17 protein-coding genes and 1 pseudogene are annotated in these 23757 nt (G+C 44.8%); 4 read left to right on the top strand and 14 right to left on the bottom strand.

Annotated elements, in window-relative coordinates; translation table 11 throughout:
• Positions 1 to 88: 88 nt before the first annotated feature.
• The 10 genes and pseudogenes from DUN60_RS18570 to xsc all read right to left on the bottom strand — a co-directional run bounded on the left by DUN60_RS18570 (position 89) and on the right by xsc (position 12397).
• Complete coding sequence (locus DUN60_RS18570) at positions 89 to 1696, bottom strand: BCCT family transporter (RefSeq protein ID WP_017091709.1); 1608 nt, start codon at positions 1694 to 1696, stop codon at positions 89 to 91.
• Positions 1697 to 2182: 486 nt separating this feature from the next.
• On the bottom strand, positions 2183 to 2755 hold the full coding sequence (locus DUN60_RS18565; RefSeq protein WP_004731899.1) for an aldolase/citrate lyase/malate synthase family protein: 573 nt from the start codon (positions 2753 to 2755) through the stop codon (positions 2183 to 2185).
• A gap of 236 nt (positions 2756 to 2991) precedes the next feature.
• A complete protein-coding gene (locus DUN60_RS18560) occupies positions 2992 to 3912 on the bottom strand; it encodes a cache domain-containing protein (RefSeq protein ID WP_114634801.1) in 921 nt (306 codons plus the stop codon).
• An 11-nt stretch (positions 3913 to 3923) separates the two neighbouring features.
• A pseudogene (locus DUN60_RS18555) lies at positions 3924 to 5263 on the bottom strand (TRAP transporter large permease).
• 37 nt (positions 5264 to 5300) lie between these two features.
• Positions 5301 to 5843, bottom strand: coding sequence for a TRAP transporter small permease (locus DUN60_RS18550; RefSeq protein WP_004731905.1), 543 nt, complete (start codon positions 5841 to 5843; stop codon positions 5301 to 5303).
• A 164-nt stretch (positions 5844 to 6007) separates the two neighbouring features.
• The gene (locus DUN60_RS18545; protein WP_010431300.1) at positions 6008 to 7009 is read right to left on the bottom strand and encodes a TRAP transporter substrate-binding protein; all 1002 of its coding nucleotides are present in this window, start codon (positions 7007 to 7009) and stop codon (positions 6008 to 6010) included.
• Between the two features lie 117 nt (positions 7010 to 7126).
• Positions 7127 to 8593, bottom strand: a complete 1467-nt coding sequence (locus DUN60_RS18540) for an NAD(P)/FAD-dependent oxidoreductase (protein WP_017090586.1) — start codon at positions 8591 to 8593, stop codon at positions 7127 to 7129.
• A gap of 48 nt (positions 8594 to 8641) precedes the next feature.
• Positions 8642 to 9079 carry a nuclear transport factor 2 family protein gene (locus tag DUN60_RS18535; RefSeq protein WP_102313822.1) on the bottom strand — a complete coding sequence of 146 codons (438 nt, stop codon included), beginning with the start codon at positions 9077 to 9079 and terminating at the stop codon, positions 8642 to 8644.
• Between the two features lie 263 nt (positions 9080 to 9342).
• A complete protein-coding gene (locus tag DUN60_RS18530) occupies positions 9343 to 10158 on the bottom strand; it encodes an FRG domain-containing protein (protein WP_114634798.1) in 816 nt (271 codons plus the stop codon).
• Positions 10159 to 10585: 427 nt separating this feature from the next.
• The gene (xsc, locus tag DUN60_RS18525; protein ID WP_114634796.1) at positions 10586 to 12397 is read right to left on the bottom strand and encodes a sulfoacetaldehyde acetyltransferase; all 1812 of its coding nucleotides are present in this window, start codon (positions 12395 to 12397) and stop codon (positions 10586 to 10588) included.
• Positions 12398 to 12659: 262 nt separating this feature from the next.
• On the opposite strand from xsc, the gene DUN60_RS18520 reads away from it, so the two are divergent.
• Together DUN60_RS18520 and DUN60_RS18515 are read left to right on the top strand one after the other, a co-directional pair.
• A complete protein-coding gene (locus DUN60_RS18520; RefSeq protein ID WP_167409372.1) occupies positions 12660 to 13643 on the top strand; it encodes an AAA family ATPase in 984 nt (327 codons plus the stop codon).
• A 3-nt stretch (positions 13644 to 13646) separates the two neighbouring features.
• Complete coding sequence (locus DUN60_RS18515) at positions 13647 to 15365, top strand: cobaltochelatase CobT-related protein (protein WP_114634793.1); 1719 nt, start codon at positions 13647 to 13649, stop codon at positions 15363 to 15365.
• A gap of 150 nt (positions 15366 to 15515) precedes the next feature.
• On the opposite strand, the gene DUN60_RS18510 is transcribed toward DUN60_RS18515, so the two are convergent.
• Both DUN60_RS18510 and pta read right to left on the bottom strand, forming a co-directional pair.
• Positions 15516 to 16283 (bottom strand): TSUP family transporter, encoded by a 768-nt coding sequence (locus tag DUN60_RS18510; RefSeq protein ID WP_102363544.1) that lies wholly within the window; start codon positions 16281 to 16283, stop codon positions 15516 to 15518.
• Positions 16284 to 16356: 73 nt separating this feature from the next.
• Complete coding sequence (pta, locus tag DUN60_RS18505) at positions 16357 to 17454, bottom strand: phosphate acetyltransferase (RefSeq protein ID WP_114634792.1); 1098 nt, start codon at positions 17452 to 17454, stop codon at positions 16357 to 16359.
• Positions 17455 to 17607: 153 nt separating this feature from the next.
• Here pta and DUN60_RS18500 point away from each other — a divergent pair, with 153 nt between their 5' ends.
• The gene (locus DUN60_RS18500) at positions 17608 to 18390 is read left to right on the top strand and encodes an IclR family transcriptional regulator (RefSeq protein WP_016789652.1); all 783 of its coding nucleotides are present in this window, start codon (positions 17608 to 17610) and stop codon (positions 18388 to 18390) included.
• A gap of 182 nt (positions 18391 to 18572) precedes the next feature.
• Complete coding sequence (locus DUN60_RS18495; protein WP_114634791.1) at positions 18573 to 20000, top strand: NAD-dependent succinate-semialdehyde dehydrogenase; 1428 nt, start codon at positions 18573 to 18575, stop codon at positions 19998 to 20000.
• A 367-nt stretch (positions 20001 to 20367) separates the two neighbouring features.
• On the opposite strand, the gene DUN60_RS18490 is transcribed toward DUN60_RS18495, so the two are convergent.
• Together DUN60_RS18490 and DUN60_RS18485 are read right to left on the bottom strand one after the other, a co-directional pair.
• Positions 20368 to 22551, bottom strand: a complete 2184-nt coding sequence (locus DUN60_RS18490; protein ID WP_114634790.1) for a malate synthase G — start codon at positions 22549 to 22551, stop codon at positions 20368 to 20370.
• Between the two features lie 174 nt (positions 22552 to 22725).
• Positions 22726 to 23679: a LysR family transcriptional regulator gene (locus DUN60_RS18485; protein WP_114634789.1), complete on the bottom strand. Its 954-nt coding sequence runs from the start codon at positions 23677 to 23679 to the stop codon at positions 22726 to 22728.
• Between the last annotated feature and the right edge of the window lie 78 nt (positions 23680 to 23757).

Here is a 23757-nt window from a genome sequence, read left to right as displayed (position 1 = left end):
GCTCCCTTGCACACAGTACAAGAGAGCTTTGAAATAATACTTAATAAGGAGTAACTAGAGAACTATCTACTCCCCATACTTGATTACTTTATTTAGCGGTTTCGCTAACGTTTTCTTGTCCTTTATCTACTTCAGTCAGTAGACCTTTCAACAAGCTGAAACAACCAATCAGAAGAATGATCGTAAACGGCAATGCAGCAATGATCGTGATCGATTGCAGAGCTTGGATAGATTGAGTACCACCAATCCACAGCATCACCATTGCAATAGCACCTGAGATAACCGCCCAAACCACTTTCTGTTTAACAGGAACTTCAAGCTTACCACCCGCTGTCATGCCATCGATAACGATAGAGCCTGAGTCTAGCGTTGTAACGAAGAACACGATGATCAGCGCGACTGCGAGAACCGACAGAATACTACCGAACGAGTAAGCATCTAGCATGTAGAACAAGCTTAGAGATACGTCTGTAATGCCTTGGTCAAGGCCAAGTTGCCCTACATGATTAATCACCTGCTCGATAGCCACGCCACCGAAGATAGCCATCCAAGCCGACGTTACCAATGTTGGGATAATCAGTACGCAAAGTAGGAACTCACGAACCGTACGGCCCTTAGAAATACGCGCTACGAACATACCGAAGAATGGTGCATACGCAACCCACCATGCCCAGTAGAACACAGTCCAGCCATGCAGCCATGTTGTGTCTTCACGACCAGAGCTTTGGCTCAACGCTACGATGTTATTCACATAACCCGTCACCGCTGTTGCCACAGAATCAAGCACGGTTGTGAAGTTCAGAACAGCGATAAGACCAAGGAATACGAACGCAATAACCATGTTCAGGTTACTTAGGAACTTAACACCACCGTCCATGCCACGCATAACAGAGATGATCGCCAAGCCCATAATCAAAACGATAATAGATTGCTGAAGATAGATGTTGTTTTCCAAGCCAAACACGTGGCTAATACCACTTGCTGCCTGCGTACCACCTAGGCCTAATGAAGTCGCAAGGCCAAACAGAGTAACCAGTACCGTTAGTACGTCGATCACATCACCGGTTTTACCCCAAACTCGTTCACCCAGTATTGGGTAAAACACAGAACGCATTGATAGCGGTAAGCCTTTGTTGTAAACAAAGTACGCTAGACAAAGCGCCGTCATGCCATAGATAGCCCATGCATGAAAACCCCAGTGGAACAGTGTCGCACCGAGTGCCAGTTCACGGCCTGCTTCTGTAAAAGGTTCTGCACCGAGTGGCGTTCCGAACCAGTTCGTGAAGAACGCGGTTGGCTCTGCAACACCCCAAAAAATAAGTCCTATACCCATACCCGCTGCGAATAGCATTGCTATCCAAGATGACATGGAGTAATCCGCCGTCGCGTCTTCGCCACCTAGACGAATTTTACCCAAAGGTGAAAACGCGAGAACAACGGCAAACGCTAGCATGATGTTAGCTCCCCACATAAAGAGGAAGTCAAACTTTGATAAAACAGCACCCTTAATAGAATCAATAGCAGCTTTAGCATCTGCAGGAGGAAGAGCAAGAAGAGTGATGATGAAGAGAAGAGATAAGCCTACTGAGGCTACGAAAACTGTGTTATGGACATCCATGCCCCATTTACTGACGTTGTCTTGACCAACTTGATAGTCAGTAGAATCAATACTGTATTTTTTTGATTTAAAACTCATAAATTATGATGTTCGCATATCCGAATCAACGAATATAAGGACGCTCTCCATATCCAATTACTACTTGATTGGCTCGCCGCACCACCTAAATAAAAAGGCGATAAAAATCACAATGATTGGTGACAAATGGACTTATTGGCTCAATCCCAAGGCGCGGATTATAGCACAGCTCAAAGCATTTTGACTGAGCTTTAGCTCAATAGTCACCCAAACCACCGTCAATAGTGATAGTTAAACCAATAAAAACAGAATAAAATAAACAAATAAAAATCTTTAAATACAGTACTTTAAATTAAAATAACGCACCGTAAAATCTCATTCAAACTTTCTAAAGATAAAATAAACAACAGCCTAATTTATTTATAGCTCTAACAAAAAAGCCCCGCTATAGGGGCGGGGAAATTACCAAAGGTAAAAGAGAAATCAGTATTCAAATGTCAGTGCTACGTCTAGCAGAGCAGCACTTCACATTTCAAAGACAGCACATTAGATCGCGAAGCAAAAACCTAGGTTATAGTCTTCGCCATTTTTTGCCGTGAACTCTTTATCTTCACTTGAAGCGTTCGGTCGACCGCTTTCATCGCCTTTCACTAAGCTCACCCAGTGACGGATGCCAGAAGAACGGCTCGCCTCAGTTTGGCCAAACGTGGTGCATGTCTCTAACTGGATATCTTGAATATCAACCAATTCTAAGTAGCCAGTGCCTTTACGAGCACCGATTGTCACTTCAACGTGTGTACCGCTTTCATCACGAAATAGGATTGCTGAAGGCTTAGACTTATCGCCGGTGAAAGCAACAAAGTGCTTCGCTCGTTTTAGGCCAGTATGTTCGCCATTTTTGAAGTAAACCTGAACATGTCGGTAGTCAATCTCATAGCTCACTGCGTCTTCGTGTGAACCAGCCTCTAGAGGAAATAGAGTATCAAGCAACTGTTTCGCCATTTTTTGTTTTTCGAGCTGCTTATCTGCTTTCACCATTTCTACGGCAAAGACAGCTTCAGCAATAAATGTTGAATGGTTTCTGTGAAGTTCTGTTCTGTCTAGTGTCAGCATATTCATAGTCTTTCCCTCTTACGGCTTTGAATTTCATGTCGGTCAAAAATCCTGATTGACCCTTTTCAAAATTGTTCTTTACTGTGTTGCTTCCATGCATTTCATACTACTTGTATTTTAGAAACAATTTCACAACAAAAATTTCACAGTGTTAATTTTACTAAATTGCTTTTTTACACAAACCGGAATTTTGAGCCCCCAGCCCTTTATCTAACTGGGTTGAGGGCTAAGTAGAAACACTTTTACGTGTTGTTTGAATTTGTGTAATAACCAACACCAACCAGCTTATTATCGATCACTCGATAGTAAGTGTGCTTGGTTTCCACTTTGCTCGACAGCGGGTTTAACCATTGATAGGTATAAACGCCTCGCCCATTTTCTTTCGCTAGGTTTAACATCTCAGTGAGAATTGGCTTATCGTCAGGGCTTAGGATTTCGTTGTGCGAACGCCCAACAAGCTCAGGGGATACACCGTGCGCGAGCAGCTTTCCAGAGCTCATATCCATCACGAACACATACAGGTCTCCCTCAACAAAGCTGCCTTCGGTATCATTGAACTCGGTGATACTGTCCTGCTCTGATTCCACTATCGCGGCCATCGCTCTCGCCAATAATCGCTTAGCTTCTGTTGCACTAGAGCGTTCTGGGTAATACCCCACGGCAACAATCACATCACCCACACGTTCAAAGAAAGTCGTTTTAGGCTCGCCCATGCGGTCAGTCGGATTAGTCCAATGGTACTGAACTTCGCCAAACCCGTTGTGCACAGCCTTAGTGATCATTTCACGGAAAAAGGGATTACCGTAAACGTCTTGAGTATCCAAAACACTGTCGCCCACCAACACCATTGAAGAGCCGCCACTGGCAAGGAATTGGCCATCAATACCAAGAGCAAACACATAGAGCTCACCGTCTATATATTCGGCATCACTCATGAAGTCTTGAACGCTTTCATCGCCTTCTTTTTGTACATGGACAACCGCTTTAGCAAGCAAGGTTTTGGCTCTTCTTTCAGCATCGCTGACGACATGTGGCTCTGAAATATCGAGCACATTAACTGGCTCGTTTTCTTTTGCTGTTTCTGAATGTTCAGCACGTAGTCCAATGCCACTGATCACTGCAAATACGGCACAACCAATAAGGATAATTCTTGATATATTCATAATGACTTCTCCTAATAGCCGACTAAGGACGGTAGCCAAAGCGTAATTTGTGGGAAGAAAGCGATAACGAACACGCCAATGACGGATGCAAGCACAAAGGGATGTATCTTCGCGGTGATCTGTTCGACCGTGGCCCCGCCTATTCCCGAGGCGACAAAGATATTTTCACCGAGCGGCGGTGTAGCAAAACCTATCGATAACGTACACACCACCACAATACCTACGTGGGTTGGATCTGCGCCTAGCATGTACATGATTGGCAGCAAGACCGGTACGATAATCATGATCGCGGCTAACGTTTCCATGAACATGCCGACGAAAAGCAATAGCACAATAGTCAGTGCCCACACCATGTACATGTTGTCAGTGAAACCTAGCAATGACTCAGCCACCACGACCGGAATTTTTTGTTCGATTAACAAACGACCGAATACCGTTGCCGCGAATAGAATCAGCAACACACGTCCAGTGATCCATGTCGTTGTCGACAATGATTTAATCGTGCTTTTGAACGATAACTCTCGGTGAATAAACACCCCGACAAACAGTGAATAGAAGATAGCCACAACCGCTGATTCTGTTGGTGTGAACATGCCACTGTAGATGCCCCCGAGAATCAAAAACGGAGCCAGTATCGACCAAATACCACGACGTAAAGAATGTCTTACTTCGCCAAATGACCAGTTTTCAGTCAGCCCTTTGTAACCTTCACGTTTAGCAATAAAGTAGTTAGTGACCACTAGCGTCGACGCCATAATGAAACCCGGTACAACCCCAGCAACAAACAGTTTTGGAATAGATAAAGAGGCAAACTGTCCGTGTTGAGCAATGGCCTCTGGCGGTGCCATCAGTCCCATTGCGGAGATGCCGAAAATAACCAAGGGAATTGAGGGTGGGATAATAATACCCAGTCCACCCGATGCGGCAGTCACCGCGGAGGCGTAGCTCTTATCATAATCACGCTTAACCATCGCAGGTACCATCAGCATCCCCACCGCAGCGGTCGTGGCTGGCCCTGAACCCGATATAGCACCAAAAAACAGACACGCCATTACCGTTGCGGCGCCAAGCCCCCCGTCACGGGGCCGGCTAAGCTCTCGGCTATATCCACCAACCGTTTGGAGATACCCGCCGCCTCCATCAAGGCACCGGCAAGAACAAAGGCCGGCAGCGCCATTAACGGGAAGTTACCCACCGAGGTAAACGCGATTTGTACTAAAGCGATGGGATTTTTGTCGAGCAACATATAGGCCGCCATTGAAGCGCCGGCCAGTGATACGGTGATTGGTGCACCCAGAATTAACAGGGTTAAGAAGCCACCAAATAAAATTAGAGTTAAATAGGATTCCATTATTACATCTCTCTATTACGACTATTCTCTATGACGACTACTGTGATGATTTTTGTGCCGTCATTTTGCGCAGTTCTTTAACTTCAGGATCTTCGTTTTTAGCGCCTTTGAACAAACGCTCGTAGTTGTTCCAGATAATTCGAATCATCATCAACGAAAACGCGATAGGCAAAATCATATAGAAGTACTTCATTGGGATGCCTGTAGTTTGAGATTTCCAAAACAGGTTCATTTTGTTGAACACGAAATCGTAACTGAGATAGACAAAGTAACCGTTGAACAGCAACCATAAGAAGTCAGCGATGGTTTCACAGACGGTCTGAACAATCGGAGGGAAGAACTTGAAGTGAAAACTGACTCGGTTATGTGCCGACATTTTGGCCGCCACAACGGCGCCTAGATAGGCAAACCAAACGAACATGTAAGTCGCAACTTCATCACCCCAAGGTATCGAGTAATCGAAAAGCTGACGAGTAAGGATTTGTGTGAACAGTAATAAGACAAAGCTTGCTAGCAACAAACAACAGGTATATTCCTCGATGTTGTTAAGGTGCTTTTTTATTGTTTTAGCGACTGACATATAACCTCCAATGTTGATTTCCACATGACAACCAGTCGCTCGCGGTACTGAGCAGATCAGGTACTAAACAGATCAACGAGTAAAGCCATGTAAAGGCCCTATCTCATTGTTCTATCGCTAGGTGATTAAGTAGCGGAGAACAGCAGATAGGGCGTATCTAATCGTTACTTTCTACCTAGTAACTCAAGAACGTCGTCTAGCTTGTCTTTACCACCAATGCTTGAATAGAACTTAGGCCAAACTGATTTCGTTACCTTGCTGATCCACTCTTGCTCATTGTCTGCTGGGTCTGTGAATACCATGCCTTTTGCTTGCAGTTCTTCACGGATCTTGTTTTCAGTATTTTCTAGATAAGCAAAGCTGTGTTCTGTTGCTTCTTGGCCTGCTTCAAGAATGATCTTTTGCATTTCAGGCGTTTGTTGTTGGAAGACTGTTTCACTGACGATAAGCGGCTCAAGAGAGAAGATATAACGAAGGTTTGTGACGTACTTTTGCACTTCATTAAACTTCATCGCATGAACAGTGATGTATGGATTGTCTTGACCATCAACCACACCTTGTTGCAGGCCAGTAAATGTCTCTGACCATGCCATTGGTGTTGGGTTTACGCCCCATGCTTGGTACGAAGCAATCATAATTTCGTTACGAGGGACGCGAATCACTAACCCTTTAAGATCAGCTGGCGAAGCGACTGATTTTTTAGAGTTGGTTAGAACCCTAAAACCAGAATAAGCCCAACCTACGATGCGAACACCTGCATCACGAATCGTGTTATCGACAAGGTCTTGACCTACTTGGCCTTGAGTTAATAGCACCGCTTCTTCTGCACTTTGAATGACGTAAGGCATGGTCAATAGACCAACCGTTGGAGAGAAAGGCGTCACGTTGTTGATCGCCAATACAGAGAAGTCGAGAAGGCCGATTGCCGCGTCGTTCACGGTATCTTGCTCATTGCCCAATTGACCATTCGGGAACAGGTCGATTTTGACTTTACCGTCTGTTTTTTGCTCCATCAATTCAGAAAATGATGTCGCTAATTCCCACTGCGTACCACCAGCAGCATCGCCGATAGCCATTTTAAAATTTGCTGCCGCCGCGGTATGAGATAGCATCGCTGTTGCTACAATCGTGACGCCAGCAATAATTTTATTTTTAATCAATTTCATAGTCTTAACCTTTCATATCATACAGACGTCCTGCCTGTACTTTGCTCACAAGGTGACCTGGTACAACTTTCCTGGTCGTAGTTCTATTTCCCTATTTTGGAAACAATGTTCGAGTAGCTAAAGCACCTCATCCTTTAACGAATACCACTGATAAAGGAACTGTTGCCCTACTCTTCGAAATGGTGCAAACATCTCAGATTCCACCACTTCCCTCACGTTGGGGAACGGAAGTTTTGATTCAAATATTGGCAAGTCAAGCTTATGACCTTCACCTGCGATCCACTGGGCAAGGCGCTTGCCTGCTTGAGCGGAGTACATCACACCATTGCCGCCATACCCTAGTGCGTAGAATATGGATTGCTTTGGATTCGGCTGATAGATTCTTGGCATCATGTCGTGGCTAACATCAACCCAACCCCACCATGAATAATCGATTTTGATCTGATCGAGAGAAGGGAACTTTCGGGTTAAATCCGCTCTCAACATATCTTCGTATTTCTTTTCAGGTGCATTCTTGCCACTGATGGCACTGCGTGTACCAATCTGCACTCGGTTATCGGGTAACAAACGGTAGTAATGACGCAAGATTCTAGTATCAGTAATCACCTGATTGGTTTTGAAGTTACACGCGGCGATTTCGTCTTGAGTTAACGGACGCGTCACCATCGAATTTGAAAGTACGGGTAATAGGCGATTCTTAAGCTCTGAATGCAAACCTTGGCTGGTATACCCACCGGTACAAACACCGACAGAACGAGCCTTAACCACACCACCTGGTGTTTTCAGGTAGTGCACACCGTTGCGTGTTTCCCAACCCATCACAGGGCTTGCTGGGTGAACTTTTACGCCAAGTGCTCTCGCCTTTCTTAGATAACCAAACGCCAGTTTCCCTGCATGAATACCAATACCTTCAGGCTCATGCATTGCGCCTGCCGCTTCTTGATCACCAACGTAATCACGTTTTACGGTTTCCGCATCTAAGATCTGCGCATCGTAATCGAACGTGTCGCGCAGCAACTTGGCTTCTTTTTCAAGTGTTGCCATCACTTTGGGACGATGGGCAACGTATAAGTGGCCGCCCGGCTGTGGGTCACAATCAATGTCTTTGATCAGAGACTTAAAGGTGTTCATGCCATCGATGCATTCACGGTGCATTTTCAGTGCGGTTTCGAGTCCCCAGCGTTCAATCCACTGAGAACGCTTCAAACGTCCTGACGCACACTGAGCCTGGCCACCATTTCGGGTACTGCAACCCCAACTCATACGGTTAGCTTCAATCACAGTCGCTTTAATGCCATACATTTCAGCAAGGTGTATCGCGGTGCTTAGGCCTGTGTAGCCTGAACCGATTATCGCCACATCCACATCCATATCCGATGTAATTGGACCATCATCTTCAGGTGGCGCGCCTGCGGTATCTACCCAATAAGTCGGGGCGTATTCCTTACCGTGACCTGGGCTCTTGTCTTTAAGTGGATCGTATTTTGGATCGTATCTTTCTTTTGCTTGGGTACTTTCTTGTGCTTGGGTGCTTGTCACCTTTGGCGGCACATCGGCTGCCGGTTGTTCCATTACTAAACTCATAATACGACTCTCCTAGTCATAACACGTGGACTGATTTTGGTTTCGTGTCTAGCTCTTGGGAGTATTGCTGGGAGTCAAAAGAGGTCGTGTTTTACGGAAGGCATTTTTTACGCTGATTTTTCCATCTTTCAGGGTAAACACATCAACCATACGAGCTTCGATGACAGTGCCATCAGGGTTAGTCGCAGAGAACGTTGACTCACTCACCGCGCGGTCGCCACACACAAAGTGGACAGGGTCGCTCCAGGCTGCATCTGGAAAGTTCTGCCAAACCAATTCAAAGCTATTGCGAACGGCTTCGTACCCTTCGATAGTGTTTCCAAGTTCGCCTTCTCCTGCCACGGTGTGGAAGACACAGTCTTCGGTCATAAACGACATTAGCGCTTCAATATCATGGTTATTCCATGCATCACTAAAAGACTGTAAAAAGGCGGTGTCGACTTGGTTTTCCAGCACGAATGTCGCTGCATTGGTTTGCATATTCATATTCCAGAATCCTTTATGTTTTCGTTATTGGTTTAAATTTCAGTAGCTTTGCGCCACTTTTTATTAGAGTTTTTAAACTAGACCCGCGAGAATTTAACAACTTGATAACAAGATTCGCCACTCTAACTTCGAGTTACTTTATAAACAATCTTTAAGCTCACAGATTTCATCTTTTTATAAATTAATTGGTGTTCTAATTTTATTTATCTCGTAATCACTAGATTTATATGAGGTCTAAATAAAATTATTAGAAATATTAGACTTTAGTCGAAATCAAAATCTTGATGGTACTTTCGGCCATACTGCTCAAGCTGGCGATCATGAGTATTAACTTGTAACTCGATATTACCCTCGCCTTTATTAATTACTTGATTGCTGTCTACATGGGCTTCATTTTTCAAATCAGCCAGTTTCTCTTCAATATATTCTGTCGGTTCATTTAAAACATTCATGGAGATTAATTCCTTTATCAGGTTTACTTTCGCTGACGGAAGAATATGAACGGATACTAGACCGTTTGAATATTCTTTCTCATCGTACAAAGGCTGAATGGCATCATTGCCACCTTCCTTAAATGGGTGAATGGAATACCACTTATCTTTTCGTTGCTCTTGCTGATCACAATCAGCCACATTGAATATCTGAGTCCTATTGAGGTCACATGGTGAGTTGAAAACACTAACTTTATGATAATCAATGGCTTTAATAATATTGATACAATCTTTACTTTGGCTATGACATACAGACCACAGCGCATTAATCAGGTTATCTGTCCATTCAAGTAAACGGGTTGGAAACCCCTGTTTCTTGGCTAAACACATCAGTAACCAATCGTTTATCTCGTGTGCACTCAACGAATGCCCACCATAAACTCTCACGGTCGAGAGAAGCTCTTGTTCGACACGGCGAATATTCTTTCGATTTGATCGGCCTAAGCTTGGCATCAGGTTATTATTTTCATAATCACACACGTTATAAATTAATCCACGGTGCCCACTACACTCTGTAATGAGTGAATCGATTATTTTATACAGGTCTTCGAGTGAGCTTATATAACGTTTATTTTTCACAACATGCATACTACGATTCACTTAATTTAAATCCGGTAAAATCCAAATATCAACAACCCTGTCAATCGATGATAAAAATCAACCAATAATAACGATTAACCAATAGTCAACGAGTATCATTATTGTATTTTTCTAAAATGATAATAAGTATATATCTTCATAAACAAGTATCAATATTAGAACCATTCACTAAGGCGCTATGAGTTAATGGTCGATTAATAATAACGAGTAACAAAGTTTATATAGCTAGAACCACTTATGTTCCTAATGAACATTTAATTAGTGTTCTAATGTTTAACTGGAAATTATTGAACTAAGCGTTTACGTTCTTCACCTAAGTACTTGCCAATACCCGTTGGTATTGCCCGACCACATTCTCGATAGCACTTTCTCTAACACTCTCGAGATATCTGCGGCCGGACAAATTTCCTATGACTTACACGTAATCTTTGTATTTATCTAGGAAACGAACCGGTGTTGAGAGTGCATCTCGGCGGAACGGGTCGCCCAACTCCTGAGTACACATGATTTCAATGATGGTTGTTTTGCCTTCGTTCATCTGCATATCGATGGCTTTTTGCAAGGTTGGACCTACATCTTCTAGCTTATCAACCGTGATACCTTCAGCGCCCATTGCTCGTGCAATCTCTGCAAAGCTTTGGTTTTCAAGTTCACCGGCAACAAAGCGTCGGTTGTAGAAGTCGACTTGGTTCTTCTTCTCTGCACCCCATTGACGGTTGTGGAATACCACGGCTGTCACTGGAATGTTATGGCGAACACATGTCATGGTTTCCATCAGGCTCATGCCCCACGCACCGTCGCCTGCATATGAGATAGCTGGACGATGAGGTGCCGCTGCTTTCGCACCAATGATGGTCGGGAATGCGTAACCACAGTTACCGAAACTCATTGCAGCAAAAAAGCTACGTGGTTTTTCAAAGCGTAAGTAGCTGTTTGCCACTGAGTTGATGTTACCGATATCCGTCGAGACCATTACGTCTTCTGGCATCGCTTTTTCTAGCTCACGCAATACTTGGCGTGGGTGTAGATATTCACCACCAGAGAACGGAGTCTCGTGTGAGTTTCCCTCAATCATATCCAAGCTAAAAGAGTCACGTTCGTGTGTCCACTCATCAAGCTCTTTTTCCCAAAGTGCTTTTTCTGTAGCGACTGTATCTTGGCGAGCGCCTTTGTTGTCATCACACAACAGTGCACGACCTTCCAACCTTTCAGATAGAGCAACCGCTGCTGCTTTTGCATCACCACAGATACCAACCGAAATCTTCTTAACCAAGCCAAGCATCTTGTTGTCGGCATCAATCTGAATGATTTTCGCATTCTTCGGCCAGTAGTCCATGCCATGTTGAGGCAAGGTACCAAATGGACCGAGACGTGTACCCAAAGCGATAACCACATCCGCTTGAGCCATCAGTTTCATTGCTGCTTTCGAACCTTGGTAGCCTAAAGGACCACACCATAATGGGTGACTAGCAGGGAAAGAGTCATTGTGTAGGTAGCTGTTAACTACTGGGGCTCCTAGTCTTTCCGCCAACGCTGCACACTCTTGAACTGCATCTGCCATTACCACGCCACCACCAGAAATGATGACTGGGAATTTCGCTTCAGCAATCAGGTCTGCCGCTTCATTTAGAGATTTCTCACCACCTGGACCACGGTCTAAACGCGCGGGTTTAGGGATCTCGGTTTGAGTTTCACCGTAGAAGTAATCACGTGGAATGTTCAGCTGAGTTGGACCCATTTCGCTCATTGCGCGGTCAAAACATCGGCCTGTGTATTCTGCCATACGGTCTGGGTGCGTTACGTGTCCTTGATACTTAGTAAACTCTTGGAACATTGGAAGCTGGTTACACTCTTGGAAACCACCTAAGCCCATTGTTTTTGTACCTGTCTCTGGCGTCACAATGACGACCGGGCTATGTGCCCAGAACGCCGCTGCAATCGCAGTCACACAGTTACTAATACCTGGGCCATTTTGCCCGATAACTACGCCGTGGCGACCCGATACACGAGAGTAACCATCTGCCATGTGAGCAGCACCTTGCTCGTGTACTACTGGGACCAATCGAATGCCAGCAGGAGCAAAGATATCCATTGCGTCCATAAATGCCGACCCCATGATGCCGAACATATCGGTAACATCATTAGCAACCATAGTTTCAACGAACGCTTCTGATGGTGTCATTGTTACTGTGCCGGAAACAACCGTACGTTTTTCTTGCTCGCTCATTCTTCCATTCTCCTTGAGTTAACCAAAATTTCATTTTTCGGAATGAATTGTCTCTTTTTCGAATTCATTTTCACCTTAGTAGTAGAATTTTTGCGCGTCAACTTTTTATATTAAATTGGAACAATTCATTCTAATTAATAAAACTGGATCACATTATTGGTAGTTTTTCGTACAAAAAGTGCCGTTAACTTAAGCGGAGCTGTTAATAATCGATGACATATCGCGATAGCAGCGACAAGTGATGAGTTATATAGAGGGAAAAATGATGAAAGAGGCGGAATTGATACCAACGCAACCAGTCAGTGTGAGAGAGCGCTTTGGGATCGACAGCAACCTAACCGTGATGGCATTTGAACATGCGGGCGAATATGTTCCTAAAGTCGATCCTAACTACTGTTTCGACCCCGAAGTGACGCTAGCGATATTAGCGGGGTTCACCTCCAATCGTCGCACGCTGATTCAAGGCACACACGGAACGGGCAAGTCGTCTCACATTGAGCAAATTGCCGCGAGATTGAACTGGCCATGCTTGAGGGTCAACCTAGACGGACACTTAAGTCGCTTGGATTTCATAGGTAAAGACAGCATCGTTATTAAAGACGGGATGCAAGTAACAGAGTTTAAAGAAGGCATTCTTCCTCAGAGCATTCAACAACCCATCGCACTGGTATTAGATGAATACGACGCTGGTCGCCCTGACGTGATGTTTGTGATTCAACAACTATTAGAGCAAGACGGTAAATACACCTCTTTAGAACAAAACCGAGTGATCACTCCTCACCCTTCTTTCCGCCTGTTTGCTACCTGCAACACGCTTGGCTTGGGTAATTTTTCAGGTTTGTATTCGGGTACTCAAGTACTTAACCACAGTCAGTTAGATAGATGGAACATCATCGCTACACTCAACTATTTAGATCCACAACATGAAACTAAGATCGTGTTATCCAAACTTCAAGATCTAAATAATGAAAGTGGCCGACAACTGGTTGAGAAAATGATCGCGACCGCCGGATTAACGCGTAACGGGTTTCGAGCTGGTGACCTTTCGACGGTGATGTCTCCGCGAACGGTACTCACTTGGGCCGAAAACATCCAAATATTCGACGATGTAGCGACCGCATTTAGATTGTCATTCTTAAATCGCTGCGAAGACGAAGAGAAAGAGCTAGTCAGTGAATACTATTTCCGCTGCTTTGGTGAAGATCTAGAAACGCATGCTCAAAACTATTCACACTCGGAGTCGTAAACCATGGCCAACGTTTCTTCTCAGCAGAAAAAGATCCTCGATCTTGGCGTGTCTGTCGCCAGAGCGATCAGTGGTGAGTTGAGTCTGAATTATCGGGGAGAGCGTCTCTATAAAGGCAATAGCCCTTGTTATTATCAGTCTGCACACACTAACGATCTCACCTTTGTTTCTCGCCATGAGTTGAAAAACAGCAAACTATCGATGCAAGGCAAGATCGATTCATCAGCATTGCGACTCTTGCTTTCAGACGCTGACCTCCATTATTCATTACGCCCTCAAAACGAAATAGAACGTCTGCTTTACGACTTCTGCGAACAGGTACGAATTGAATCGCAAGTCCCGTCTTATCTGAAGGGCGTGATCACTAGTATTCAATTCAACTTTGCATATTGGAGCGACCAATATCATCAAAATGGCTTCACCGAATCACGAATCGGCATGTTGCTGTTTACTCTGATGCAAGTCATCCACACTCGCTTAACCGGTGTCCCAGTTTCGGAACCAATCGCTGAGACCATTGAATCGACTCGCGCCGGCATCGTGCCTACCTTTGGTCACAGCCTTAAACGCTTAAAGCAACATCGAGCCGACCAACAACAGTTTGCACACTGCGCTAACGAGCTTGCCGCCCTTGCACAAGAGTTAGTCATCCAAGAACAAGAAAATGATAACTCGCCCACTCCAACGGTCGAAGAAGACATCAAGATCCTTGCGCAGCTTGCCCTTATCGTTGATGGCGACATTCAAGATCAAGACGTCGATACTGACATCACAGGCAGTAGTAAGGTGTTCGAGCTTTCGGGCGCGAATTATCAGGTCTTTAATTTAGAATTTGATCAAGTCATCGCGGCAGACAAACTCGTCAGGCGCGCCCTATTACTCGAACTGAGACAAAAGCTGACTGATGACATCATGGCGAGACAAGTAAACACTCGCCGTTTAGCCGCTATGCTCACTCGCTTTGTTGCCACGCCACAAAGGAACCGACGTCAGGATCATTTAGAAGAAGGCATTGTTAACGCCACTACCATCACCAAGCTCATCACTTCGCCATTGGATCGCACTGTCTTTTATCAACCTGACATCGGCGCATCTCACCAATGTGCCATCACGTTTTTAATGGATTGCTCAGGTTCAATGCAAAAGCACAGTCACAAGTTAAGCCTGTTGATGGATACGATTCTTAAATCCGTTGGACTGGCCAACATTCCATTTGAGATCATTGGATTCACGACCAATAACTGGAACGGTGGCAAAGTTTATCGACAGTGGCTCAAGCAAGGTCAACCAAAACACCCAGGCCGCTTAAACGAAGTTCGACATATCGTGTTTAAGGATTTTGATACACATTGGAGACGCTCTCGCCTTGGCATTGCTAGCCTTCGTAAAGCAGACATCTTTAAAGAAGGGATTGATGGCGAAGCAGTGCAGTTCGCTAGCCTGCGTTTAAAGCAGCACAGTGCACAACGAAAGGTTTTGATCGTGTTCTCAGACGGCTGTCCGATGGATACCGCCACCAGCACCGCCAACGATCAGTTCTATTTGGATAACCATCTCAAACAAGTCATTGAACGCGAGTCGACCAAAAACGGTATTGAGATTCATGGCGTAGGGATGGGCGTCGATTTAAGCCCGTACTACCGCAGTAACATCACCTTAGATGTGCAGGAGAGCTGCCTGTTCGGGTTATGTAAGAACGTATTTGAAATGCTAAAGCGTTAGGCTTTTTGTTTATACGTACACTCAATGAGAAGTGAAGTTTCGGGGAGCAGTGAAGTATTGGCTAGCACAGGCCGCTAGCCTTTTCTAGAGGATATTCTTAAGAGATAGCAACAGCTAAGAGATAACAAGTAACTAGGAAATAACAGGCAACTAAAAGACAGCAAGCAACGACCATGCAGACACAGCCATCAGATACCCACCAATCAACATCAGCACCGTAAACACCAGCTTTCTTAATTGGTCATTAGACAACGGTGGCGGGAAACGTCGAGCAAACATCGTGACAAGCGCCACCAAGGGGACAGCAATAGCGGATAGCCACAGTATGCTCGGTTCCATGTCGCCTGCAACGTAGACATTGACAGTACGCGACATCGACGTACAAGCGAACACCATCAGCAATGTGCTTCGCACCAGATCGAGTGTAAAAGGTTGCCGATAGAGATGATAAACAATCGGAGGGCCCGCCATCCCAAATAACCCGCCCGCTAAACCAGAGCTAAATCCTGATATAAGGAATGATACCGTTGCCGAACGATCCTTTCTGGTTTTAGGTTTGAACATAAAACTCAAACCTGCGAATAGCACCATCGCACCCAATAGCCCTCGCAAGATATTGGTCGCAGAGTCACTCAACTCGTCCAGCAAAAACACCCCCATCGATACACCGGGAATAATACCGATGACTAACACCACCAGAATTTTGAGCTCCCCAAGCAGTGGCTTACCCATCAAAGCGACAAAGCAATTAAACAAAGTCACAATACTGACCACAGCAGCAATAACGGGTAAGGAAACCAGATTAAGACTGACCGTTAAACCAATTACAATGATCCCAAGACCAAACCCCGTGACGGTTTGGAAATAGGTACCCACCGCGATGGTGGCAAGAATGGCGAGTAAAACAGGTAACTCCATCAGCAATCCTAATTAGGTTGTTTAGGGTTTTATTTTGGGTGCAAGATTCAGTATTAGCTTCGGGAGCTAAATGTTAATACCTAAAATCAAACGTCGACTCTTCTCTTTCTTCAACATCAGCTTCAGTATCAATATCAATATCAATATCAATATCAGCGTTAGAATCAGACACTTTCCCTTGTTGCGCTTGTACCGCGGTCACCGCGATCACATTAAAGATATCTTGCGCGCTACACCCTCTCGATAGGTCATTGGCAGGTTGGTTCAGGCCTTGTAATAACGGTCCAATCGCAACTGCCCCACCTAACCTCTCCGCAAGCTTATAACCAATATTACCGGCTTCTAAATTGGGGAATATCAACACGTTCGATTGACCTTTCACCTCTGAATTAGGCAGCTTTTTAGCCGCTATCTCAGTCACAATTGCGGCGTCGAGTTGAACATCTTGATCGACGGCGATTCCGGGGCAACGTTGTTTAACTAACTGAGCCGCGTTACGAACCTTATCGACCGATTCATGCTTGGCACTGCCGTTGGTAGAAAAAGAAAGCATCGCCACCTTAGGTTGCTCCATCAGTAACGTTTGGGCACTTTTCGATGCGGCAACCGCAATGGATGCTAATTCCGCTTCATTGGGATCAATCACCAAACCGCAATCGCTGAAAATCATGCCGCCTTTAAGATTATGGAAAGGCTCACACAACATCATCAGAAAGAAACTGGACACCAATTCACTGTCTGGCGCGGGGCCGATAATCTGAAGCGCAGCTCGCACCACATCAGACGTGGTATAAACCGCACCATTAACTGTGCCATCGACCAGCCCCTCTCTGACCATCAAATTGGCAAAAACGAGTGGGTCTAGAACCAACTCTAGAGCGTCATCGTAAGTCATACCTTTCGCTTTTCTTAGCGTATACAACCGCTCAGCGAGCACTTCTTTGAGTGATGACGCCTGTGGGGAAACAATATGAATGCCTACAAGATCAATGTGATGTAATTCTGCAGCAGCGATGATCGCTGGTTCATCCCCTACTAGGGTGATGTGAGCGAGCTGTTTGTCTATCGCCATTCTTGCGGCTGCTAGTACTCGCGGGTCCTCAGCTTCACTCAAAACCACTCGCTTACGATCTAAGTGAGCTCTATCAATAATCCGTTCAATCGCCTTCATCTTAAATTCCATTTATTGAGATCAATTGTTCCATAATTTATATTTATATTATTGGAATAATAAAAAAGGTCAAATTTTATTCAGATAATTGAAGAATAATGATTTGGTATGTACACTCTTAGGCATAGACATATCGCAAGGATGGATCATTATATGCAAACAGAAACACCACAAGTTCAAGGGGATACACCGACTCTCCGACTTTTTGCACTATTAGAGGTGATAGCGCAAAAAGACGAGTTTATTTCTCTTCAGGGATTAGTCGAAGAAACTGGACTGCCAAAACCGACCCTGCACCGAATGCTTCAGCAGTTAGAAGCAGCAGGCATCATTCAAAGAGACGGCGATGAGAAACACTACAGCTCTGGTATTCGACTCAGAAAGCTTGCCGAAAACCTACTGTTGAATAGCACCATGCACAGTGCCCGACGCACGATTCTTGAAAACCTGAGGGCAGAAGTTGGTGAAAGCTGTAACCTAACGGCGCTATCAAGTGGCGAGATCATCTATCTTGATCGTGCAGAAACTGAAGCCCCCCTTCGTTTTCATCTACACCCAGGTTCTCGCGTCCCAGTGCATTGCTCAGCAAGCGGAAAATTGTTTTTAGCACACATGTCTAAGTCACAGCGTCGAAGACTGATTGAAAACGTGCCATTAACTCAATACACCGTAAATACCATTACCGACTATTCGACATTAGAGAAAGACATCGAAGAAGCGAAAATCCAAGGTTTTGCAATTGATGACGAAGAGTTTTTGCCGGGCTTAGTCTGTATCGCCGTGCTGATTCCGTCATCTACGGGTCAATCAAACCTCGGCCTCGCAATACAAGCACCTGTCATTCGATTAAGACCAGATGAAGCGATTAAATTCTTACCGGCGCTTCAAAAAGCGGCAAAAGCGCTAGCAAAAATAGAATCTGATAATTGGGGTTAGTTTTGATAATTTCAGCTTAACAGTAGGATCTGGCTTTAAGTACATATTGAAGCCTGTTGCCCCGTTGTCACTGTATTCGGCTAAACGGTACTCGGCCAAACGATGTTTGGTCGAAATCATTTTAACGTCAGCATTTATCATAAACAGCAACATACTTAAGTAATCACGACAAAGGAAACACGATGCTAAACATTAACAACAAGCACTTACTCTCTTTTATGGTGACAGAACCAACAAACGCTGTTTCGGTAACAAACCCGGCAACTGGGGAACTCGTAGGCCGCGCACCTATTTTATCTGAGTCTGAATTAACAAGTGCTATCGAACGCGCTCACATGGCACAAAAAGAGTGGGCTCAAGTACCTGCTAAATCTCGCGCCGCATTACTTCATCGCTGGCATCAACTGATCCTTGAAAACAAAGATGATCTTGCTCGGCTAATGACGATTGAACAAGGCAAACCGTTAGCCGAAGCAAAGGGCGAGATCGCTTATGGTGCGAGTTTTATAGAATGGTTCGCTGAAGAAGCGAAGCGAACCTATGGCGATTCAATCCCGAGTACAGTCGCGGGTAAACGTTTAGTTACGATCAAGCAACCTATTGGAGTGGCTTGTGCCATTACCCCATGGAACTTTCCCACGGCGATGATCACGCGTAAAGCCGCACCTGCCTTAGCCGCGGGTTGTAGCTTTGTCGTGAAGCCGTCAGATGAAACACCACTGTCTGCGTTTGCTGTGGTTGAATTGGCTTACCAAGCGGGCATTCCGAAAGATCTACTTCAAGTCGTACTCGGTGAAAGCCCAGAGCAAGTGGGTGGTCTTTTCACCTCACACCCACTGATTAAAAAAATCTCTTTTACTGGTTCTACCCGAGTCGGCAGTATCTTGATGGCTCAAGCTGCGAAAGGCATTAAGCGCACTTCAATGGAACTGGGCGGCAACGCACCGTTTATCGTGTTTGACGATGCGGATATCGACGCTGCCGTTCAAGGCGCAATGGCTTCAAAATTCCGTAATGCAGGGCAAACCTGTGTTTGTGCAAACCGATTCTACGTACACAGTAAAGTACACGATGAGTTTGTGGCTAAGTTCGACCAAGCAGTACAGCTGCTTAAAATTGGAAACGGTTTGGACGAAGGCGTAACGGTTGGCCCTGTTATCAATGAAGGTGCTAAGCAAAACATCCAAGGATTGATAAACCGAGCTATTGAACAAGGTGCTAAACCTGTGACGCCACTTCAACAACTTGATGGACTATTCCTTCAGCCCGTTGTTCTTAAAGATGTAAAACACAGCATGGACATCGTTCAACAAGAGATTTTTGGCCCAGTAGCACCCGTGATGCAATTCGATACCGACGAAGAGCTCATCGAGATGGCCAACGATACAATTTACGGTTTAGCATCATACTTCTATAGCCAGAATATCCACCGTGTATGGAAAATCGCAGAAGCGCTTGAGTACGGAATGGTCGGCATCAATGATGGATTGATCTCTACCGAAGTCGCCCCTTTCGGTGGTGTTAAGCAATCAGGTATTGGCCGTGAAGGTGCCAAAGAAGGCATCGATGAGTACATGGACATTAAATATCTGTGTTTTGGTAGTAACTAGGTTTTGGCAGTAACGAAGCTATAGCCGTAACGAAGCTTTATCGACAATGAAGATTTAGCGACAAAGAACATTTAATGGTTACAACGCTTTAATGGTAAAGACGCTTTGGTGATAACAACGTTTTAATGATAATGAAACTATGACATTAGCGATTCCTAACTCTTAAATATCAAAAGCTTTAAAGCACCTACCCCTTCAAAAAACTCAAAAAAAAGCCGCGCTATAAAGCGCGGCACCTTGGGCTCGGTTTAAAAGGGTGTTTCTTTTCTTCGTGGTTTTATTATTGAGTGACGTTGTTATGTAATATCGTTTACTTTTTTATTTAGCTACTCAGCTATTCCAGTGTTGAACTATTTAGCAGTTTTGGTTATGTAAGTGCTTTCAACTTCAAACGCATCGCATGCAGCACTGGTTCAGTGTAACCACTTGGTTGAGCACAACCTTCGAATACCAACTGACACGCTGCTGAAAAGGCAATGCTGTTTTCAAAGTCAGGTGCCATATTACGGTAGCTCGGGTCGCCAGCGTTTTGCTCATCCACCACTGCGGCCATGCGCTTCATGGTTTTCATAACTTGGGCTTCATTACAAATCCCATGGCGTAACCAGTTCGCAATATGTTGGCTTGAAATACGCAGCGTAGCGCGGTCTTCCATCAAGCCTACATCATTGATATCCGGCACCTTAGAACACCCGACACCTTGGTCAATCCAACGAACTACGTAGCCAAGAATACCTTGTGTATTGTTGTCCAATTCGTTTTGGATGTCTTGAGCGGTCAGCTTTTGCTTGCCTAATAGCGGAATAGTCAGGATATCGTCGACATTCGCTCTCACTCGCTCACGGAGCTCTTTCTGACGACTTGGTACACTCACCTTGTGATAGTGCAGCGCATGCAAAGTCGCCGCAGTTGGAGAAGGAACCCAAGCAGTATTTGCGCCGGCTTGCGGATGACCAATTTTCGCATCCATCATCTTGGCCATATTGTCTGGTTCTGGCCACATGCCTTTACCAATCTGGGCTTTACCTTGCAGACCACAAGCCAAACCAAGATCGACGTTTTGATCTTCGTATGCACCAATCCAAGTCATGGTTTTCAGCTGTGTTTTAGGCGCAAACGGGCCAGCTTCCATACTGGTATGAATTTCATCACCGGTTCGGTCTAAGAAACCGGTATTGATAAATACAACACGGTCTTTGGCGGCGCGAATACATTCTTTGAGGTTAACTGAAGTACGACGCTCCTCGTCCATGATACCGACTTTGATCGTGAATCGATCTAAGCCTAATGCATCTTCAATGCGGCCAAATAATTCATTAGTAAACGCCACTTCTTCAGGGCCATGCATCTTAGGTTTTACTATATTGATGCTGTTCGCTGTCGAGTTTTGGTAAGCGCTGTTGCCTTTTAAATCATGCATTGCGATTAGCGAAGTGACCATGCCATCCATAATACCTTCAGGTACTTCATTACCTTGATCATCAATGATGGCTGGGTTGGTCATTAAGTGGCCCACGTTGCGTATAAACAACATACTGCGACCTTTAAGCGAAATCTCACCACCGGTGACACTGGTGTATTGGCGGTCTGGGTTCAAGCTACGAACGATGGTTTTACCATTTTTCTGTAACGACTCTTGCAAGTCGCCTTTCATCAAACCGAGCCAGTTACTGTAGGCCAGAGCTTTATCTTCACCATCGACTGCGGCAACGGAGTCTTCGCAATCCATAATGGTGGTGAGTGCCGCTTCCACTAGCACATCTTTAATACCAGCAACATCGACGCTGCCAATTGGTGCGCTCGGGTCAATTTGAATTTCAATATGTAGGTTGTTGTGCTTGATCAGAATACTTGAAGGCGCACTCGCATCACCTTGGTAGCCAATGAACTGGCTATGATCAATTAGAGTGACTTCTTCGCCGTTATCTAGTGTCGCCGTGAGCGTATTACCAATGCTCACGTTGCTGATACTGTATTGGGTCACGTCTTTATGAGAAACACCATTTAACGGCGCAGCATCATCAAGGAACTCGCGGGCATAAGTGACTACTTTGGCGCCGCGAACTGGGTTAAAGCTTCCGCCTTTCTCAGCACCATCACTTTCGCTGATGACATCCGTTCCGTAGAGCGCATCATATAAGCTACCCCAACGTGCGTTTGCTGCATTAAGTGCAAAGCGTGCGTTCATAATAGGTACAACAAGCTGCGGTCCTGCTTGTGTAGCAATTTCAGGCTCAACGCTTGCAGTAGTGACTTGAAAGTCATCGCCTTCAGGGACTAAGTAGCCAATCTGTTGTAGGAACTGTTTGTACTCTGCCGCATCCAATGTTTGTCCTGCACGCTCCTGGTGCCAAACATCAATTTGGTGTTGAAGGTCTTCACGCTTAATAAGCAATGCGCGATTCTTTGGAGCCAAGTCTGCAAGGATATCTGCAAAAGATTGCCAAAAGTCTTCTGCGATAATGCCCGTTCCAGGAATGACCTGCTCATTAATTAATTGGTAGAGGGTGCTATCAATGTTCAAGCTTCCCTGTTGAATACGACTGCTCATAAAATCTCTCTCAAACTAACTGATGACTACTCAATAATTCTACGTAACTGGCTTAAATTTACGTTACTAGCTCAAATTTACGTTACTAACTTAAACTTACTTAACGGGCATGAATTTAGCTAATTTATGCCGTTTATACTGAATATTCATACAAAAAATACCCTACAAACTGTGTTATTCCGTCACACCACTCTCTATTTCATTGGCAACACTTTTAATCAATCGACGCATCCACTGATGGTCAGGATTGGTTTGTAACAATGGGCTCCATGCCATCTTCACCTCAAAAGGTTCAATAGCGAAAGGTGCCGGTTTGATTAACAACCTAGGATTGTTGCGCTGTAACTGTGCCGCTTTGGTTGGAATGGTAAGGATCAGATTTTTCTGTTGAGCGAAGAGAATCGCCGACAAATAATGTCGAGTAAACACCGTAATATTTCGGGTTTTGCCGATACGCATTAGTGCTTCATCAATCCAACCCAGCTTTTGTGCTTCGCTTGGGTTGATCCCAACACCTGTTCCCATCCCTGTCTTACTCACCCAAATATGTTGCGCCTTTAAATAAGACAAAATATCAAATTTATCAGCAATCGGGTTATCACAGCTAAATAAGCAGGAGAACCCGTCGTGCCAAAGGCTCATCTGGTGAAACGACTGTGGAATATCATCAAATCGGTTGATGATAATATCAACAGTGCCTTGTTCCACATCCTTATAGCTCACATCACTTGGCGTCATGATATCCAATCGAATTTTCGGAGCTATTTCGCTCAGTTTTTTAAGCAATGGCTGAATAATGGTCGATTCTGCATAGTCACTCGCCATGATACGAAACACGCGTTCGCTGTCTTCCGCATTAAACTCAGTTGTGGGTTGTAGCGTCTTCTCTACATTCGCCAATATATTACGGATCAGTGGTTGCAACTTATGTGCGCGCTCGGTTGGTACCATCCCTTCACTTGTTCTCACCAACAATGGGTCTTCAAACAGATCCCTTAATCGACGTAGGCCATTACTCATGGCGGGTTGAGTAATTCCTAGCTGATTTGCCGCACGTGTTACGTTTCTTTCACGTAGCAACATGTCTAAATACACAAGTAAATTAAGGTCTACACGAGCAATATTCATAAGAAAAATACCGAATATAATAACTATAAATTAACAAAATTATCACATACATGGTTATTCTTTGTCCATGGTTAGATT

Origin of the sequence: Vibrio splendidus (genome assembly GCF_003345295.1) — a bacterium.
Lineage (GTDB): Bacteria > Pseudomonadota > Gammaproteobacteria > Enterobacterales > Vibrionaceae > Vibrio > Vibrio splendidus_K.
Note: the sequence above shows the minus strand (reverse complement) of the source record. Positions and strands in the feature narration are given on the sequence as shown.

Bases quoted from the DNA above. Each gene is read 5' to 3' on its own strand.
- DUN60_RS18485 (WP_114634789.1), bottom strand. From the start codon at position 23,679: ATGAATATTGCTCGTGTAGACCTTAATTTACTTGTGTATTTAGACATG.
- DUN60_RS18515 (WP_114634793.1), top strand. From the start codon at position 13,647: ATGGCCAACGTTTCTTCTCAGCAGAAAAAGATCCTCGATCTTGGCGTG.
- DUN60_RS18550 (WP_004731905.1), bottom strand. From the start codon at position 5,843: ATGTCAGTCGCTAAAACAATAAAAAAGCACCTTAACAACATCGAGGAA.
- DUN60_RS18565 (WP_004731899.1), bottom strand. From the start codon at position 2,755: ATGAATATGCTGACACTAGACAGAACAGAACTTCACAGAAACCATTCA.
- DUN60_RS18530 (WP_114634798.1), bottom strand. From the start codon at position 10,158: ATGCATGTTGTGAAAAATAAACGTTATATAAGCTCACTCGAAGACCTG.
- DUN60_RS18545 (WP_010431300.1), bottom strand. From the start codon at position 7,009: ATGAAATTGATTAAAAATAAAATTATTGCTGGCGTCACGATTGTAGCA.
- xsc (WP_114634796.1), bottom strand. From the start codon at position 12,397: ATGAGCGAGCAAGAAAAACGTACGGTTGTTTCCGGCACAGTAACAATG.
- DUN60_RS18535 (WP_102313822.1), bottom strand. From the start codon at position 9,079: ATGAATATGCAAACCAATGCAGCGACATTCGTGCTGGAAAACCAAGTC.
- DUN60_RS18560 (WP_114634801.1), bottom strand. From the start codon at position 3,912: ATGAATATATCAAGAATTATCCTTATTGGTTGTGCCGTATTTGCAGTG.
- DUN60_RS18510 (WP_102363544.1), bottom strand. From the start codon at position 16,283: ATGGAGTTACCTGTTTTACTCGCCATTCTTGCCACCATCGCGGTGGGT.
- DUN60_RS18495 (WP_114634791.1), top strand. From the start codon at position 18,573: ATGCTAAACATTAACAACAAGCACTTACTCTCTTTTATGGTGACAGAA.
- DUN60_RS18540 (WP_017090586.1), bottom strand. From the start codon at position 8,593: ATGAGTTTAGTAATGGAACAACCGGCAGCCGATGTGCCGCCAAAGGTG.
- DUN60_RS18500 (WP_016789652.1), top strand. From the start codon at position 17,608: ATGCAAACAGAAACACCACAAGTTCAAGGGGATACACCGACTCTCCGA.
- DUN60_RS18490 (WP_114634790.1), bottom strand. From the start codon at position 22,551: ATGAGCAGTCGTATTCAACAGGGAAGCTTGAACATTGATAGCACCCTC.
- DUN60_RS18520 (WP_167409372.1), top strand. From the start codon at position 12,660: ATGATGAAAGAGGCGGAATTGATACCAACGCAACCAGTCAGTGTGAGA.
- DUN60_RS18570 (WP_017091709.1), bottom strand. From the start codon at position 1,696: ATGAGTTTTAAATCAAAAAAATACAGTATTGATTCTACTGACTATCAA.
- pta (WP_114634792.1), bottom strand. From the start codon at position 17,454: ATGAAGGCGATTGAACGGATTATTGATAGAGCTCACTTAGATCGTAAG.